This is a genomic window from Streptomyces sp. NPDC055013 (assembly GCF_053608645.1).
In genome coordinates, this window is sequence record NZ_JBSGVW010000023.1 from 133,467 (window position 1) to 148,791 (window position 15,325).

The 15,325-nt window shown below is 71.0% G+C and carries 15 protein-coding genes; 7 read left to right on the forward strand and 8 right to left on the reverse strand.

From position 1 onward, the window contains the following. Positions 1-153: 153 nt before the first annotated feature. Complete coding sequence (scy, locus tag ACWGDB_RS26235) at positions 154-4,002, reverse strand: polarized growth protein Scy (RefSeq protein WP_453824650.1); 3,849 nt, start codon at positions 4,000-4,002, stop codon at positions 154-156. Positions 4,003-4,235: 233 nt separating this feature from the next. Continuing rightward, a complete protein-coding gene (mce, locus tag ACWGDB_RS26240; RefSeq protein WP_453824651.1) occupies positions 4,236-4,676 on the reverse strand; it encodes a methylmalonyl-CoA epimerase in 441 nt (146 codons plus the stop codon). Between the two features lie 147 nt (positions 4,677-4,823). Here mce and ACWGDB_RS26245 point away from each other — a divergent pair, with 147 nt between their 5' ends. From ACWGDB_RS26245 to ACWGDB_RS26255, 3 genes are all read left to right on the forward strand, one after another. Continuing rightward, positions 4,824-6,026, forward strand: coding sequence for an acetyl-CoA C-acetyltransferase (locus ACWGDB_RS26245; protein ID WP_453824652.1), 1,203 nt, complete (start codon positions 4,824-4,826; stop codon positions 6,024-6,026). A 34-nt stretch (positions 6,027-6,060) separates the two neighbouring features. Continuing rightward, a complete protein-coding gene (gene meaB, locus ACWGDB_RS26250; protein ID WP_363046224.1) occupies positions 6,061-7,017 on the forward strand; it encodes a methylmalonyl Co-A mutase-associated GTPase MeaB in 957 nt (318 codons plus the stop codon). Between the two features lie 179 nt (positions 7,018-7,196). Continuing rightward, the gene (locus tag ACWGDB_RS26255; RefSeq protein WP_453824653.1) at positions 7,197-8,441 is read left to right on the forward strand and encodes an MFS transporter; all 1,245 of its coding nucleotides are present in this window, start codon (positions 7,197-7,199) and stop codon (positions 8,439-8,441) included. Between the two features lie 10 nt (positions 8,442-8,451). Here the strand turns inward: ACWGDB_RS26255 and ACWGDB_RS26260 are convergent, their stop codons facing one another. Next, entirely contained in the window at positions 8,452-9,138 is a 687-nt protein-coding gene (locus tag ACWGDB_RS26260) for a PepSY domain-containing protein (RefSeq protein ID WP_453824654.1), read from the reverse strand. Between the two features lie 149 nt (positions 9,139-9,287). On the opposite strand from ACWGDB_RS26260, the gene ACWGDB_RS26265 reads away from it, so the two are divergent. Next, positions 9,288-9,956, forward strand: a complete 669-nt coding sequence (locus ACWGDB_RS26265) for a response regulator transcription factor (RefSeq protein WP_453824655.1) — start codon at positions 9,288-9,290, stop codon at positions 9,954-9,956. Beyond that, the gene (locus tag ACWGDB_RS26270; protein ID WP_453824656.1) at positions 9,953-11,410 is read left to right on the forward strand and encodes an ATP-binding protein; all 1,458 of its coding nucleotides are present in this window, start codon (positions 9,953-9,955) and stop codon (positions 11,408-11,410) included. The genes ACWGDB_RS26265 and ACWGDB_RS26270 overlap by 4 nt, the downstream gene beginning before the upstream one ends. A 15-nt stretch (positions 11,411-11,425) precedes the next feature. On the opposite strand, the gene ACWGDB_RS26275 is transcribed toward ACWGDB_RS26270, so the two are convergent. The 5 genes from ACWGDB_RS26275 to ACWGDB_RS26295 all read right to left on the reverse strand — a co-directional run bounded on the left by ACWGDB_RS26275 (position 11,426) and on the right by ACWGDB_RS26295 (position 14,452). Further along, complete coding sequence (locus ACWGDB_RS26275; RefSeq protein ID WP_383602498.1) at positions 11,426-11,902, reverse strand: MarR family winged helix-turn-helix transcriptional regulator; 477 nt, start codon at positions 11,900-11,902, stop codon at positions 11,426-11,428. Between the two features lie 101 nt (positions 11,903-12,003). Beyond that, the gene (locus ACWGDB_RS26280) at positions 12,004-12,807 is read right to left on the reverse strand and encodes an AIM24 family protein (protein ID WP_453824657.1); all 804 of its coding nucleotides are present in this window, start codon (positions 12,805-12,807) and stop codon (positions 12,004-12,006) included. Next, on the reverse strand, positions 12,804-13,454 hold the full coding sequence (locus ACWGDB_RS26285; RefSeq protein WP_369276332.1) for an AIM24 family protein: 651 nt from the start codon (positions 13,452-13,454) through the stop codon (positions 12,804-12,806). Before ACWGDB_RS26285 ends, ACWGDB_RS26280 begins: the two co-directional genes overlap by 4 nt. Before the next feature lies 1 nt (position 13,455). Continuing rightward, a complete protein-coding gene (locus ACWGDB_RS26290; RefSeq protein ID WP_453824663.1) occupies positions 13,456-14,088 on the reverse strand; it encodes an AIM24 family protein in 633 nt (210 codons plus the stop codon). Between the two features lie 58 nt (positions 14,089-14,146). Further along, complete coding sequence (locus tag ACWGDB_RS26295) at positions 14,147-14,452, reverse strand: DUF6191 domain-containing protein (protein WP_453824658.1); 306 nt, start codon at positions 14,450-14,452, stop codon at positions 14,147-14,149. A 118-nt stretch (positions 14,453-14,570) separates the two neighbouring features. Here ACWGDB_RS26295 and ACWGDB_RS26300 point away from each other — a divergent pair, with 118 nt between their 5' ends. Both ACWGDB_RS26300 and ACWGDB_RS26305 read left to right on the forward strand, forming a co-directional pair. Further along, positions 14,571-14,915 (forward strand): DUF3817 domain-containing protein, encoded by a 345-nt coding sequence (locus tag ACWGDB_RS26300; RefSeq protein ID WP_383602493.1) that lies wholly within the window; start codon positions 14,571-14,573, stop codon positions 14,913-14,915. Further along, positions 14,912-15,202 (forward strand): MTH1187 family thiamine-binding protein, encoded by a 291-nt coding sequence (locus ACWGDB_RS26305; RefSeq protein WP_453824659.1) that lies wholly within the window; start codon positions 14,912-14,914, stop codon positions 15,200-15,202. Before ACWGDB_RS26300 ends, ACWGDB_RS26305 begins: the two co-directional genes overlap by 4 nt. The last annotated feature ends 123 nt before the right edge of the window (positions 15,203-15,325 follow it).

The following is a 15,325-nucleotide window of genomic DNA, read 5'->3' on the forward strand; positions in this document are numbered from 1 at the left end:
GATAAGTGGAATCCTAGGGGCCGAAGCGGTGTGTCATCGAGCGGATACGTGTTTGATCTGGAGAATGAGACCCCTTTTGAGTGGCTAACCGTCGGACGGCTTGCCAAAAACTTGGTCAAAGGCCCCAGGAGACACCGGAACCCGCTCGTTCCGCTAGCTGTCTGACGACTTGCCACCCGATCGAGGGGCGCCCACCGTCGCACCTGCCTTGACCCCGTTGTCCTTGCCGCCGCCCGGTGTCTCGAAGGACTCCAACGCCTCCAGGACGTCCTGGACACGGGAGATTTCGGCGTTGATGTCCTCCCGGCGCCTGACGAGGACCTCCAGCTCGCGCTTGCCCTCCTCGACCGTGCGCTTGGCCTCGCGGATCGCCTCGGCCCTGAGCTCCTCGGCCTCCTTGATCAGCGAGGAGCGCTTCTGCTCGGCCTCCTTCAGCAGGCCCTCGGCCTTCTTCACGGCGGCGATGCGGACCTTGCCCGCCTCGGAGTTGGCCTCCGAAACCAGTTCCTTGGCCTTCGCCTGCGCCTTGGACAGCTGCTCCTCGGCGGCCTTGATGAGGGCGTCGCACCGGTCGCCGGTCGACTTCATCGTCTCGGAGGCCTCGCGGCGGGCCCGCTCGTGCAGCTCCTCGATCTCGTTCGTGATGCGGTCGCGCAGCTCCTCGGCGCGCTCCCTTATCGAGGTGGCGTCCCGGCGCGCGCCGACGAGCAGCTCGTCCGCGTCCGTACGGGACTTCTCCACCCGCGAGTTGCCCTCCACCGTCGCCTCGGAGACCAGCCGGTCGGCCTCCTTGCGGGCGGCGCCCACCATGGTGTCGGCCTGCGCCTCGGCGTCCGCGGTCGTCTTGTGCGCCTGCTGCTGCGCCTCGGTGAGCAGCTTGTCCGCCTCGGCGGTGGTCTCCGTGATGAGCTTGTCGACCTGCTCGGCCACGTCCTGGCGCCGCTTGCCCGCGTCCTTGCGTGCCTCGTCGAGGGTGCGCTCGGCCTCCTCACGGGCGGCGGACACGAGCCGTTCGGCCTCCGCGGCCGCCTCGGCCTTGACCCGCTCGGACTCGCTGCGGGTGCGCTCCGCGTGCTGCTGGGCCGACCCCACCGTCTCGGCGGCCTCGGCGCGCAGCCGCTCCGCGTCCGACGTGGCGTCCCCGACCAGCTTCTCGGCCTTGGCGAGCGCCTCGGTGCGCACCCGGTCGGCCTCCGTGACCGTCTCCGACTGCAGCCGCTCCGCCTCGGAACGCGCCTCGGTGATGAGGGTGTCGGCCTGCGTCGCCGCGTCCGAACGGATCCGGTTGGCGTCGTCGCGGGCGTCCGCGCGGGTGCGGGACGCGGCCTGCTCGGCCTCGGCGATCTTGTCGGAGGCCTCGGTACGGATGCGCTGCGCGTGCTCGGTGGCGTCCGCCCGCAGCCGGTCCGCCTCGGCGATGGCCTCCCCGACGGTTCGCTCGGCGAGGGACTTGGCGGCGGCCGACTCCTCGTTCGCCTCGCGCCGGACGCGGCCCGCGTCCTCGCTGGCCCGCTCCCGCTCGGCGTAGGCGTCGGAGCGGACCCGGTCCGACTCCTCCTCGGCCTCCCGGCGGGTACGGTCCGCCGCGTGCTCGGCGGCGCTGCGCAGGCCGGTGATCTCCTCCTGGGCCTGCTCGTGCAGCCCGGACACGGCGTCGCGGACCTGCTGGGCGTGCTGCTCGGCCGCGGAGACCATCTCGGTGGCGCGCCGGTCGGCCTCCTCGACCAGCCGCACCGCCTCGGTCTGCGCCTCCTCCACCCGGCCCCGGGCGACAGCCAGCAGCTCCTCGCTCTGCTCGCGGGCCCGCTCGCGCTCCTGGTCGGCCTCCTGGCGGGCGGAGCCGAGGAGGTCCTCGGCCTCGCGGCGGCGCCGGGTCGCCTCCTCCTGGGCGGCGGCCAGCGTCTCGGACGCCTCGGTGCCGAGCCGCTCGGCGGCGGCCTGCGCCTCCGCACGGACCCGGTCGGCGGTGTCCTGTGCCTCCGACTTCAGCCGCTCGGCCTCGGCCGCGGCCTCCGACCTGAGGCGTACGGCGACGGCCTCGCCCTCGGCCCGGGACGCGGACGCGTCCGACGCGGCCTCGTTGCGGAGCCGGTCGGCCTCCTCCTCGGCCTGCTGCTGGAGGGTGCGGATCCGCTCGGCCGCCTCGGTGCGCAGCCGGTCGGACTCCTCGCCGGCCTCGCGCCGGATGCGCGCGGCCTCCTCACGGGCGTCGGTGAGCGCCTCTTCGGCCGTCGCGAGCCGCTGCTCGGCGTCGGTGTGAAGGCGCGTCAGCTCCTCGGCGGCCTCGGCCCGGCGGGCCTCGACGCCGCGCTCGGTCTCCTCGCGCAGCTCACGGGCGGCCTGCTCGGCGTCGGCCTTGATGCCCTCGGCCTGCTCGACGACCTCGTCACGGTGCCGTTCGGCCTCCTGGCGGGTGCGCTGGAGGGTCTCCTCGGCCTGCCGGCGCAGCGTCGTCGCCCGCTCGATGGCCTCGGTGCGGACCTTCTCGCTGTCCGTGGTGGCCTTCTGGCGCAGCTCGTCCGCGTCCTGCCTGGCCTTGGACAGCAGCTCCTCGGCGGTCTTGGCCGCCTCCTCGATCTGCTGGACGGCCTCCTTGCGGGCCTCCGCGCGGATCTTCTCGCCCTCGGCGACCGCCTCGGAGCGCAGCTGCTCGGCCTCGCCGCGCAGCCGTCGGGCCTCCTCCTGGAGCTCGACGGTCTTGGCGCGGTACTCCTTGGTGTCGTCCTTCGCCGAGCCCTTGAGCTGCTCGGCGATGTCGTGCGCCTCGGCCCGCAGCCGGTCCGCCTCGGATTCGGCCTCCGTGCGGATCCGCTCGGCCTCCTCGGCCGCGGCCTTGGTGGTGTTCTGAGCGTCCTCCTGCGCCTTGTTGAGGACGTCCTCGGCGGTCTTGGCCGCCTTCGACAGCTGGGTCGCGCTCTCCTCGGCGGTGAGCGTGCGGGCCTTCTCGGAGGCCTCGGCGACGATCTTCTCGGCCTCCGCGCGGGCGTCGGCGACGACCTGCTCGGCGTCCGACTTGGTGCTCTCGGCCTCCTTGGTGGCCTCGCTGACCAGCCGGGCGACCTGCTCCTTGGCCGTACGCATGCGCTGTTCGTTGGCCGATTCGGCGCTCGACAGGGCCTTCTCGGCGGCCGTCGTGGCCTCGGCGACCAGCTTCTCGGCCTCGGACTGCGCCTTGCGCAGCGCCTCCTCGGCCTCCGTCATGCGCTGCTCGGCGGCCCGGCTGAGCTCGGTGGCCTGGCGGCGGGCGCTGTCCGACTCGGTCGCCGTGGAGCTGCGCAGCTGCTCGGCGTGGTCGGTGGCCTCCTGGGCCTGAGTGGACGCGGCGTTCAGCAGCCGCTCGGCGTCCGTGCGGGCCCGGAGCAGGATCTGCTCGGCCTCGGCGCGGGCCTCCTCGGCCGCGCCCGTGAGGCGCTGCCGGGCCTCGCCGGTGAGCCGTTCGGCCTCGGTACGCGCGGCCGACATGGCCTGCTCGGCCTCGGCACGCGACTCGTCGAGGAGCCGGCGGGCCTGCGACTCGCTGCGGGCGCGTAGCTGCTCCGCCCACGCCACGTTCTCGTTGACATGCGACTCGACGGTCTGGCGGCGCTCGGCCAGCTCCTGGTCGAGCTGCTGGCGGCGGGTCACCGCCTCCTGGTGCAGCTCGGCCTGAAGACGGGCCGCGTTCTCCGCGTGCTCCTGAAGGATCCGCTGGGTCTGCGCCCGGACCTGGCTGAGCTCGCGCTCGGCGTCCTGGCGGAGCTGGTCCGCCTGGACCTGGGCATTGCGCAGCAGCTGCTCGGCCTGATAGCCGATGTCCCCGCCGTCGAAGGCGGGCCGGGACATGATGGTCCGCCGCGCCTCGTGCAGCTTGGCGCGCAGCACCTCGACCTGGTAGCCGAGGTCCTCGGCGTGCTGGATCGCCTTTTCCCGCTCGGTCTTCAGCCGATCCATCTCGGCCTCGAACCGAGAGAGGTGGTCGACGTCAGCCGCCGGCTCTCGCTCCTGGCGTTCGTAGCCCCGCACTGCGCGGTCCCATCCGTCCCCTGGTCGCAAGTCTGTCCGTACGAGCACCGTCCATCCGCCGAACGGGGCCCCCGGGGAATGGTGTCAGATCAACGGCGGAGCACGGGCTGTTGCCCCACCCTCGCCCCCCGAAACCCGGACCCCGGCTCGGTCCCGCCGTCAAAAGGCAGGACCGGGTCGCCCTGGACTGAGCGGCGACCGCCCCCAACCCTACCGGCCCATATGTACGAGGGTCAGTGCTCAGGTGACTCAACAGGCGCCGAAGTGACCAGTTCTGTCAGTACGCCGTGGCAATCCTTCGGGTGCAGGAAGGTGATTCGTGACCCCATGGAGCCGCGCCGGGGCTCTTCGTACAGAACGCGTACGCCCTTCCCCTTGATGTCGGCGGCGTCGCCGTCCACATCCGCCGTACCGAAAGCGATGTGGTGGACACCCTCGCCGTTCTTGTCGAGCCACTTGGCGACGGTGGAGTCCGGGCGGGTGGGTTCGAGAAGCTGCAGGTAGGAGGCACCGCCGTCGGAGGTGTCGTTGATCTTGAGCATGGCCTCGCGGACGCCCTGCTCCTCGTTGACCTCGGAGTGGTACACCTCGAAGCCGTAGGTGGCCCGGTAGAACTCCACGGTCTTGTCCAGGTCGAAACAGGCGATCCCGATGTGGTCGATTCGCGTCAGCATGGAATTCAGTGCAGCGCGACGGCGATGGTTACGCAACGTGCCAGCGATCACACCGACGGCCCGGTGACGGCACGGAGTGCCATCAGTACATTCGAAGTAAACCCTCGTTCACTCCTCGGCAGTGCAGCCGGAAGGGGATCGCACCTCATGTCTGGAACGAACAGCAGTACCTCGGTGATCGTCGCGGGGGCCCGTACGCCCATGGGACGGTTGCTGGGCTCGCTGAAGTCCTTCTCCGGAGCCGACCTCGGCGGCTTCGCGATCAAGGCCGCCCTCGACCGTGCGGGGATCGGCGGCGACCAGGTGCAGTACGTGATCATGGGCCAGGTGCTGCAGGCCGGGGCGGGGCAGATCCCGGCGCGCCAGGCCGCGGTCAAGGCCGGAATCCCGATGAACGTCCCGGCGCTCACCATCAACAAGGTGTGTCTGTCGGGCCTCGACGCGATCGCGCTCGCGGACCAGCTGATCCGCGCCGGCGAGTTCGACGTGATCGTCGCGGGTGGTCAGGAGTCCATGACCAACGCCCCCCACCTGCTGCCGAAGTCCCGCGAGGGCTTCAAGTACGGCGCGATCGAGATGCTCGACTCGATGGCGTACGACGGTCTGACCGACTCCTTCGAGGGCATCGCCATGGGCGAGTCCACGGAGAAGCACAACACCCGCCTCGGCATCCAGCGCCCCGCGCAGGACGAGATCGCCGCCCAGTCCCACCAGCGCGCCGCCGCCGCGCAGAAGAACGGCCTGTTCGAGGCCGAGATCACTCCGGTCGAGATCCCGCAGCGCAAGGGCGACCCGGTCCTCTTCAGCAAGGACGAGGGCATCCGCGGCGACACCACGGCGGAGTCCCTGGGCAAGCTGCGCCCCGCCTTCTCCAAGGACGGCACGATCACGGCGGGCTCGGCCTCGCAGATCTCCGACGGCGCCGCCGCGGTCGTCGTCATGAGCAAGGCCAAGGCGCTGGAGCTCGGCCTGGACTGGATCGCCGAGATCGGCGCCCACGGCAATGTGGCGGGTCCGGACAACTCGCTCCAGTCCCAGCCCTCGAACGCCATCGAGCACGCCCTGAAGAAGGAGGGCCTGGAGGTCGCCGACCTCGACCTGATCGAGATCAACGAGGCCTTCGCCGCCGTCGCGGTGCAGTCAATGAAGGACCTCGGGGTGTCATCGGAAAGGGTGAACGTCAACGGCGGAGCCATCGCCCTGGGTCACCCGATCGGCATGTCCGGTGCGCGGCTCGTCCTGCACCTGGCCCTCGAGCTGAAGCGGCGCGGCGGCGGCGTCGGCGCGGCCGCCCTGTGCGGCGGTGGCGGCCAGGGTGACGCGCTGATCGTGCGGGTACCAAAGGCCTGAGACCTCGTACGTTTCCTTTCTGAACGGAGCAGTGATGCAGGACGTCTCCACACTCGTCGCCCAGGCGAGGGAGGGCCGGCCGCGGGCCGTGGCCCGGCTGATCTCCTTGGTGGAGGGGGCGTCCCCGCAACTCAGGGAGGTCATGGAGGCGCTGGCGCCGCTCACGGGCAACGCGTATGTCGTCGGGCTCACGGGTTCGCCCGGAGTCGGCAAGTCGACATCCACGTCGGCGCTCGTGACGGCGTACCGCAAGCAGGGCAAGCGGGTCGGCGTCCTGGCCGTCGACCCGTCCTCGCCCTTCTCCGGCGGCGCGCTGCTCGGCGACCGGGTCCGGATGTCGGACCACGCCTCCGACCCCGGCGTCTACATCCGCTCGATGGCGACGCGCGGCCACCTGGGCGGCCTTGCGTGGGCCGCCCCGCAGGCGATCCGCGTCCTGGACGCCGCCGGCTGCGACGTGGTGCTCGTCGAGACGGTCGGGGTCGGCCAGTCGGAGGTGGAGATCGCCTCCCAGGCGGACACGAGCGTCGTCCTGCTGGCCCCTGGCATGGGTGACGGCATCCAGGCGGCCAAGGCGGGCATCCTGGAGATCGGCGACGTGTACGTCGTCAACAAGGCCGACCGTGACGGCGCCGACGCCACCGCCCGCGAGCTCAACCACATGCTCGGCCTCGGCGAGTCCCGCGGCCCCGGCGACTGGCGCCCGCCGATCGTCAAGACGGTCGCCGCCCGCGCGGAGGGCATCGACGAGGTCGTGGAGGCCCTGGAGAAGCACCGCGCCTGGATGGAGGAGCGCGGGGTCCTCACCGAACGCCGCCGTGCTCGTGCCGCCCGCGAGGTCGAGACCATCGCCGTCACCGCCCTGCGCGAACGCATCGCGGACCTGCACGGCGACCGCAGGCTCGGGGCACTGGCGGAGAAGATCGTCGCCGGCGAGCTGGACCCGTACCGGGCGGCGGACGAGCTGGTGGAAGGGCTTACGGGGGCCTGACCTCCGCAGCGCCCCGGGAGTTTCCCCATGGTCAACTGCCGCCTTCCGCTGCTAGGTTGACCCGCATGTACCTCCTCATGGCATAGGGCACGCCTGCCCGCGCGCGGTGAACGACCGCTCGGTCGTGACCGGCGCGGCGATACGGCGTCCCCTTTTCCGCCTCGAGTCGAGGAACTCCCGTGTCTTCCACGCATGTCGTGCGGCCTTCGTATGCCGCCGTTCTCCGGATCCCCCATGCCCGCCGTACCTTCGTCGCAGCCCTGATCGGCCGGCTGTCGTACGGCATCGCCCCGCTGTCCGTGATGCTCGCCGTGACCCGGGCCTCCGGGTCGTACGCGGTGGCGGGTGTGGTGATGGCGCTGTTCTCCGCGACCAGCGTCTTCCTGTCGCCGGCGAGGGCGGCCCTCATCGACCGGTACGGGCCGCGCAGGGCGCTCGTGCCGATGGTCGCGGCCCACACCGGGCTGCTCGGTCTGCTGGCGGTGCTGCTCTGGCGTCCCGGCGCCGCCTCGCCCCTCGTCATCGCCGCCGTCAGCGGTCTCGCCGGTGCCTGCACTCCGCCGCTCGGGCCCACCATGCGGGCCGTGTGGGGGCGGCTGGCGCCGGACCGGGCGCTGATGCAGCGGGCGTACAGTCTCGACGCCGTCGCGGAGGAACTGCTCTTCGTCTCGGGGCCGTTGCTGGTGGGCCTGCTCGTCGGGTTCGCTCCGCCGGCGGCCGGCATCGTCGTGGGCGCGGCGCTGATGGTGGTGGGAACCGCCGGGTTCGTGTCGTCGCCCGTGGTGCGTGCCGTGCCGGCCGGCGGGCGCGAGCCGGGGCCGGACGCGGCCGGGCGGCGGGTGCTGCGCGGACTGGGCCGGCCGGTGATCGCCGCGGCGGCGGTCGGCCTGGCACTGGGCGTGGTCGACCTGCTGGTCGTGGCCTTCGCGGACGGGCACGGTCACGGCGCCGGCGGTGCGGCCTGGGTGCTCGCCGCCCTGTCCGCCGGAAGCGCCGTCGGCGGGCTGCTCAACGGGGCCGTCGAGTGGCGGGCCTCAGCCGCGACCCGGCTGTCCGTGCAGGCGGCCGGACTGGGGCTGGCGCTGTGCGGTGCCGGGCTGGCGCAGGGGCTCGGCACCCTGGCCGTGGCGGTCGCGGTCGCCGGTGTCTTCGTGTCCCCGCTGATCACCACCGCGTACCTCATCGCCGACGAGACCGCCGCGCCCGAGGCCCGGGTCCAGGCCGGGGCCTGGGTCAACACGGCTGTCAACGCGGGCATCACGGGCGGTGCCGCGGCGGCCGGCGTGCTCGTCGGGTGGCTGCCGGCGGGGGTGTGCTTCGCGGTCACCGGTGCGCTGATGCTGGTGACGGCGGTGGCGGTGGCCCGCGGCGCGGCATGCGAAAAGGGGTACGGGACATCCCGTACCCCTCGTACGACGCGCTGACGTCCCGACGTCAGTCGTCGTCGCCGTCGCGGTCGTCCTGGGCGGTGTCGTCGTCGTGGTCCTGGGTGACCTTGCCCGTCTTGAGGTCGACCTTCCACTCGCCCTTCGTGGTCTCCACGCTCCAGGCCACGGGGCCGTCGTCGTCCAGGTCGACGTCGGTGACGGTGCCCTTCGCCGCGCCGGCCTCGGCGGCCTCGCGGGCGTCCACGCTCGCGCCCTTCAGCGCGGCGAGGTCCTCGCGGCCGTCGTTGTCATCGTCGTCGTCGCGCTGGGCGCCGACGACCTTGGCGGTGTCGGGGGAGACCTGGACGCTGTACTCGGTGCCGTCGCCCTTGACGACGTTCACGTCCCAGGCGCCGGCGCCGTCGTCGTCCCGGTCGGCGGAGACGGCCGTGCCCGGCGTGTTCTTCAGCGCGCCGGCGATCGCGTCGACGGCCGTGATCTTGGAGCCGCGGGCCTCGGTGGCGTCGTCGTTCCGGTCGTCCGCGGCGTCGTTGCGGTCGTCGGTCGCGTCGTCCCGGTCGTCGGCCGCTTCATTGCGGTCATCGGCGTCGTCGTTCCGGTCGTCGGCGACCCGGACGCTCGTCTGACGCTGGGTGGGCGCGTTGCCGTCGTCGGCCGACGCGTAGGCCGCGACGGTGCCGCCGCCGATCAGAGCCGCGGCGGTGACGGTGGCGATGACGATGTTGCGCTTCATGGGGTTCCCTCCCGGGCGTTGCGTTTCGCGTCTCTTCGTGTGACTTCATGTCGCTTCGTTTCGACGAGGACCAATCTGCCGAACCGACGCTGAGAGGAACCTGAAGCCCCCTGAAGAGATCTTCAGCTTCGCTTTGCGAACCTTTACGCATGCGCCTGTTGATCGTGGAGGACGAGAAGCGGCTGGCCCTGTCGCTCGCCAAGGGCCTGACCGCCGAGGGATACGCCGTGGACGTCGTCCACGACGGCCGGGAAGGGCTGTACCGGGCCTCGGAGGGGTCGTACGACCTCGTGATCCTCGACATCATGCTGCCCGGCATGAACGGCTACCGCGTCTGCGCCGCCCTGCGCGGCGCCGGCCACGACGTGCCGATCCTGATGCTCACCGCCAAGGACGGCGAGTACGACGAGGCCGAGGGGCTGGACACCGGCGCCGACGACTACCTCACCAAGCCGTTCTCCTACGTCGTCCTCGTCGCCCGCGTCAAGGCGCTGCTGCGGCGTGGGGGCCAGGGCGCCGGGGCCTCGCCCGTGCACGTCCACGGCGACCTCAAGGTCGACACCGCCGCCCGCCGGGTCTTCCTCGGCGACGACGAGGTGTCCCTCACCACCAAGGAGTTCTCGGTCCTGGAGCAGCTCGTGCTGCGGGCCGGGGAGGTGGTGTCCAAGGCCGAGATCCTGGAGCACGTCTGGGACTTCGCCTACGAGGGCGATCCGAACATCGTCGAGGTGTACGTCAGCACCCTGCGGCGCAAGCTGCGCGCGGGGCTCATCAAGACGGTCCGCGGCGCCGGGTACCGGCTGGAGGCGCAACGATGAGACGGCTCTTCGGCTCGGTCCGGTCACGGGCCACGCTCGCCGCCACCCTCGTGGTGGCCGTGGCTCTGGTCGCGGCCGGCGCGGCGGTGCTGCTGTCGCTGCGGTCCAACCTGATCGACCAGGCGGGCAACGACGCGGAGCGCACGGCGCAGAACGTCGTCGCCCAGCTCAGCGCCGGGAAGCCGTACGACCAGCTGGACATCGACGACGACAGCCCGGTCCAGGTCGTCGACGCGAACGGCACGCTCGTCGCGGCCACCGAGGACCTGGAGCGGATCAGCGGCACGGGCACCGACACCGTGAAGCCGCAGCCGCGCAAGGGTGACACGGGGGGCACGGGCACCACCGCAGGTTCGGGCGGCGAGGACGCCGACGACGACGCGGACGACGACAAGGGTGACGACACCGCCCAGGACGCCGGCGAGATCGGCCAGGTGAGCGAGCTCACCGACGGCTCCGCGACGATCGACGGCGACACCGCCGACTACCGCTTCGCCGCCGTCCCGGTGGACACCGACGACCGCGGCACGCTCACCGTCTGGGCCGGCGGCTCGCTGGAGGCCGAGCAGAGCGCCGTGAACACCGCGCTCACCGTCATGCTCATCGGCTTCCCGCTGCTGCTCGGCGTCGTAGCGGCCGTGACCTGGCTGGTCACCCGGCGCGCACTGCGCCCCGTCGAGGGCATCCGGCGCGAGATGGCCGCGATCACCGCGTCCGAGGACCTCGCCCGGCGCGTCCCGGAGCCGGACACGCACGACGAGGTCGCCAGGCTCGCCCGCACCACCAACGAGACGCTGGCCGCACTGGAGACATCCGTGGAGCGCCAGCGCCGGTTCGTCGCCGACGCCTCGCACGAGCTGCGCAGCCCGATCGCCTCCCTGCGCACCCAGCTCGAAGTGGGCGTCGCCCACCCGGAGTTGCTGGACGTGCCGGGCGCGGTGGAGGACACCGTACGACTGCAGCGCCTGGCCGCCGACCTGTTGCTGCTCGCCCGCCTGGACGCGGGGGAGGGGCCCGGCGACAAGCGGGTCGACCTGGGTGAGGTGGCGCGGCGGGAGGCGCGGGGCCGGGAGAACGTGACCGTCGAGGCGGTGGTCGTCGAAGTGGCCGGGTCGCGGGGACAGTTGGAGCGGGTCCTGGGGAACCTGCTCGACAACGCTCAGCGGCACGCCCGGGAGACGGTCACCGTGTCCGTCGGGCGGGACGGGAACTGGGCGGTGGCGGCTGTGGCGGACGACGGGGACGGGGTGGCCGAGGCCGACCGGGAGCGGATCTTCGAGCGGTTCGTACGGCTGGACGAGGCCCGCACCCGCGACGACGGCGGCGCCGGGCTCGGACTCGCCATCGCCCGGGACGTGGCCGCACGCCACGGCGGCACACTCACGGTCCGCGACGCCCCGGCAGGCGGCGCCCTGTTCGAACTCCGCCTGCCGCTCACCCAGATCCGTCAGTGAGGACCTACCTGGGTGTCACGGACGTCCGCGCTGCCCGCGCAGATGCTCCGCGATCGGTTTGAGGCCCTTGTCGAGCTCCCCCAGGGCGTCGGTGGACAGCAGGTCGATGAAGTGCCTCCGCACGGACGCCACATGGTGCGGCGCGACCTTCTTCATCGTCTCCATGCCGTGCTCGGTGAGAACCGCGTAGAGCCCGCGGCGGTCGGACTCGCAGTTCTCACGTCGAACCAGGTTCGCGTTCTCCATGCGGGTGATCTGGTGGGAGAGGCGGCTCTTGGACTGGAGGGTGGCCGACGCGAGGTCGCTCATCCGCATCCGTACGTCCTCCGACTCGGACAGGTTCACCAGGATCTCGTAGTCGTTCATTGTCAGGCCGAACGGCTGCAGGTCTTTTTCGAGCTGGTACGTCAACAGCCTGTTGACCTCCAGGTGGGTGCGCCAGGCGCACTGCTCCGCATCGGTCAGCCAGCGGGTGGCCGTCTCGGTCTCCATGAATGAAGTCTACCTAAAAAGTTGAAAGGCGAACTAGTGAGGGTTTTCTGTGACACGACTGTGTGCGCACACGTTCGATGTCACACTCCGCAGACTACCGCTCACAGCCCGAAGCGACGCTGGAGGTCTCCCAGCTGTCCGGGAAGGCGCGGTGCCCCGGCCTGATGTGAAGGGCCTGTGTGCGTCCCTCCGGAACCAGGCACTCCGGGCTCCGGTGGAACCGCCCCCGTGGCCTGCTCGGCCATGAGGGTCTCGCTCGACTGGAGCAGGACCGTACCGGCTCCGACGAACTCGAACTGATGCTCCTCTCCGGAGGCCCCGCCGAGGCCTGTCAGTGCACGTAGACCGCCCATCACGCCGGTCATGTAGCCATGGTCGTAGTGATGGCACGGGGAGGGGCAGTCGGCCCAGCCGACGAGCGCCTGCGGGTCCACCCGGATCGGGGGTTCCATGAACACCACCGGACCGTTAGATGCGGCCACGAACTTTCCGGTTCCGATGAGTGTCAGAAAACCCGGCACGATCGATTGCTTGAGAGCGAGAGTTGGCTGAAAAGCGAGCAGATTGCCGGAGCGAATGGTCAGGTTGCCGTCTTCGAGGTCGTACGAATTGACGTCGAAGGCCCGGTCGGCCAGCAGCATCTTTCCGCTGCCCTCCGCCACGACCCAGTCGCTCGCGTGCAGTGGCGAATGGAAGGACGTACGGACAAGTCGGTCGAGTCGGCCGTGCCCGACGCCGTTGAAGTCCATCGAGCCGTAGTAGGCGATCATCTTCCCCTTCTGCAGGAACCACTGGCTCCCCTTGAGCTCCACGCAGAAGGTGTAGGCGTTGACGTTGTCGTCGGACGGCAGCGTCGTCGGGTCGAGGACCGCGGGGCCGCCGGGGGTTCCGTAGGGGGCGCTCACAGTTTCTCCTCAGACGCCTGGACGTACACCGCACCGTTGCCGCTGAGCTCCAGCTGGAAGGCCTCGCCGGAGCCGCGGCCCACCATGTCGCGCCAGCCCAGGGCCGTGGACAGCTTGTTGCGCACGTCGCCGTGGTGGGCGACGTAGGCCTGGGGGTCGACGTGCACGGGCCGCTGCGGGGTGATCGGGATCTCGAAGACGCCCCCGTGCGCCATGACAGCCACGGCCCCGTGCCCCTTGAGGGTGGTCGTGAACAGCCCCTGCCCGCTGATCTGCCCGCGGACCATGCCCATCACCCCGCCCTGCGAGCCGAGGAACATCGTGCCCTGCTGAAGGGTGCCCTCGAAGGCGAGGAGGCGGTCCGCCTCGACACACAGGGTGTCGCCGGCGAGGTTGATCACCTGGACATGGTGGCCGCCGTGCCCGAAGAGCACCGTGCCGTTGCCCTCGACGGTCATCAGCGGGGTGTCCTCGTTCGCCACCCGGCGCCCGATCATCGACATGATCCCGCCCTGGCCACCGGCCGTGTTGGGGGTGAAGGACACCTCGCCCTTGTAGGCGAGCATCGCCCCGCGCTGACTGAACAGCCGCTGCCCCGACATGACGGTCGCCTCGACCATCTTGGAGTTGATCTCACGGAAGGTCATCTCAGACATCCCCCGCGATCGTGTTCCGCTCGCTCGGCTGTACGTACACCAGCCCGTCTCCCTCGAACCGGATCTGGAAGGCCTCGCCACCGCCCTCGCCCATGAGGGTGCGGAAGGTCACACCGGACTGGAAGGACTGCCGCAGATTCCCCTGGTGGGCCACGTAGGCTCCCGGATCGACGGTCAGCGGGTACTGCGAGCTGACCCGCAGCACGACGGCCGGCCCGTCCGACATGATCGCCGCCTGCCCGTGCCCCTCGATGGTGGTCGTGAACAGCCCGTTGCCCTGCGAGGCGCCGCGCATCCCCGTGAAGGACGTGCCGGTCCGCAGCCCTCCGTCGGTCGCGAGCAGATTGCTCGACTCCACGTAGAGCTTGTCTCCCTGGAGGTTCACGAGATTGATCTCGGAGGCCCGGTCCGCGAACCAGCACGTCCCATGCCCCTTCACCTCCATCAGCGTCATCTGCTCACCGGTGAGCCGCCGGGTCACCATGCCCCGGATGCCCTCACCGCCGCCGCTCATCTTCTTGAAGGCCATCTGCCCGTCGTACGCGACCATCGAGCCGTTCTTCGCCTTCACGGCATCGCCTGTCATGTCGACGGCGAGCACCTTGCTGCCTTGCAGTCGGAACATCGCCACGCAGCGAAGGTAGCCGCCGGGGCCTGCCGCCAACAGATCCCAGAGACGGACTTCACCCCTGATGGTCCCCGGAGAGGTCAGCGGTCCCGAGCCGTATGACCGCCGTCCCCCTCCCCAGATCGACGGTCGACCGCGGCGGCGCCCCGTCCTCATCCTCGTCCCGCATCACCAGGGCGCTGCGCCGCTCCTCCAACTCGCTCTGCTTCCCGGGCGAGAAGGACGCGTGCAACTGCTCGAAGCCGGTCGCCGAGATCTGCCCCTGCCGCGCGACGTTCCGCCAGGGCAGCCACCCGGCCCGCCCCGCGCGCCCTCGCCCGTCGTCAGGGACCAGCCTCCTCGGCCGCGCAGACGTTGTCACCCACCCGATGCCGACCCGGTGGCCGGCGTTTGCCACAATGGGAGAAGTTTGTGCTTGTGTTCACAAGCTGATCCGAGCCGACCGACATCCCTCCCACTGAACCCACCGAAGGTGACCCGTGGACATCAAGACCGCCACCGCCCTCCGCCGCCTCCGCCTCGTCTCGGCCCCCGAGGCGGTGTCGTTCCTGCTCCTGCTCGTCTGCTCGGTGCTGAAGCGGACCACGGACTTCAACGCGGTGCCTGCCATGGGCATGATCCACGGCGTTCTCTTCATCCTGTACGTGATCTTCTGGGCGGACGCCTGGAACCGCACCAAGTGGTCCCTGAAGACCGCCGCGCTCTACTTCGTCCTCTCCGTCCTGCCGACCGGCGGCTTCTTCGCCGACCGCAAGCTCAAGCGCGAGGCCGAGAACGCGGTGATCGCCACCCGCGCCCGCAAGGAAGGAATCGTCGGCGCATGATCGTCGCGTTTTCCGTGACGCCGCTCGGCGTCGGCGAGGACGTGGGGGAGTACGTCGCCGACGCCGTCCGCGTGGTCCGCGAGTCGGGCCTGCCCAACCGCACCGACGCGATGTTCACCTCGATCGAGGGCGACTGGGACGAGGTCATGGACGTCGTCAAGCGCGCCGTGGCAGCAGTAGAAGAACGCGCCCCGCGCGTATCCCTGGTCCTCAAGGCCGACATCAGGCCCACCGTGACGGACGGCCTCACCTCCAAGGTGGAAACGGTGGAACGCCACCTGGCCTAGCCCCGCGGCGCAGTACCCGCGTACGGCGGCAAGGGGACGTGCCGGGGGGTGTCCGCCCGCAGTGGCCGGCGTCAAGAAACGGCACCTCTCTGCCCGACCCCAACCGCCGGTCCGAGGACGGAC

Excerpts from the sequence above, each read along its gene's own strand:
- ACWGDB_RS26260 (WP_453824654.1), bottom strand. The coding sequence starts at position 9,138 with ATGAAGCGCAACATCGTCATCGCCACCGTCACCGCCGCGGCTCTGATC.
- ACWGDB_RS26265 (WP_453824655.1), top strand. The coding sequence starts at position 9,288 with ATGCGCCTGTTGATCGTGGAGGACGAGAAGCGGCTGGCCCTGTCGCTC.
- mce (WP_453824651.1), bottom strand. The coding sequence starts at position 4,676 with ATGCTGACGCGAATCGACCACATCGGGATCGCCTGTTTCGACCTGGAC.
- meaB (WP_363046224.1), top strand. The coding sequence starts at position 6,061 with ATGCAGGACGTCTCCACACTCGTCGCCCAGGCGAGGGAGGGCCGGCCG.
- ACWGDB_RS26285 (WP_369276332.1), bottom strand. The coding sequence starts at position 13,454 with ATGACCTTCCGTGAGATCAACTCCAAGATGGTCGAGGCGACCGTCATG.
- ACWGDB_RS26245 (WP_453824652.1), top strand. The coding sequence starts at position 4,824 with ATGTCTGGAACGAACAGCAGTACCTCGGTGATCGTCGCGGGGGCCCGT.
- ACWGDB_RS26270 (WP_453824656.1), top strand. The coding sequence starts at position 9,953 with ATGAGACGGCTCTTCGGCTCGGTCCGGTCACGGGCCACGCTCGCCGCC.
- ACWGDB_RS26275 (WP_383602498.1), bottom strand. The coding sequence starts at position 11,902 with ATGGAGACCGAGACGGCCACCCGCTGGCTGACCGATGCGGAGCAGTGC.
- ACWGDB_RS26290 (WP_453824663.1), bottom strand. The coding sequence starts at position 14,088 with ATGTTCCGACTGCAAGGCAGCAAGGTGCTCGCCGTCGACATGACAGGC.
- ACWGDB_RS26305 (WP_453824659.1), top strand. The coding sequence starts at position 14,912 with ATGATCGTCGCGTTTTCCGTGACGCCGCTCGGCGTCGGCGAGGACGTG.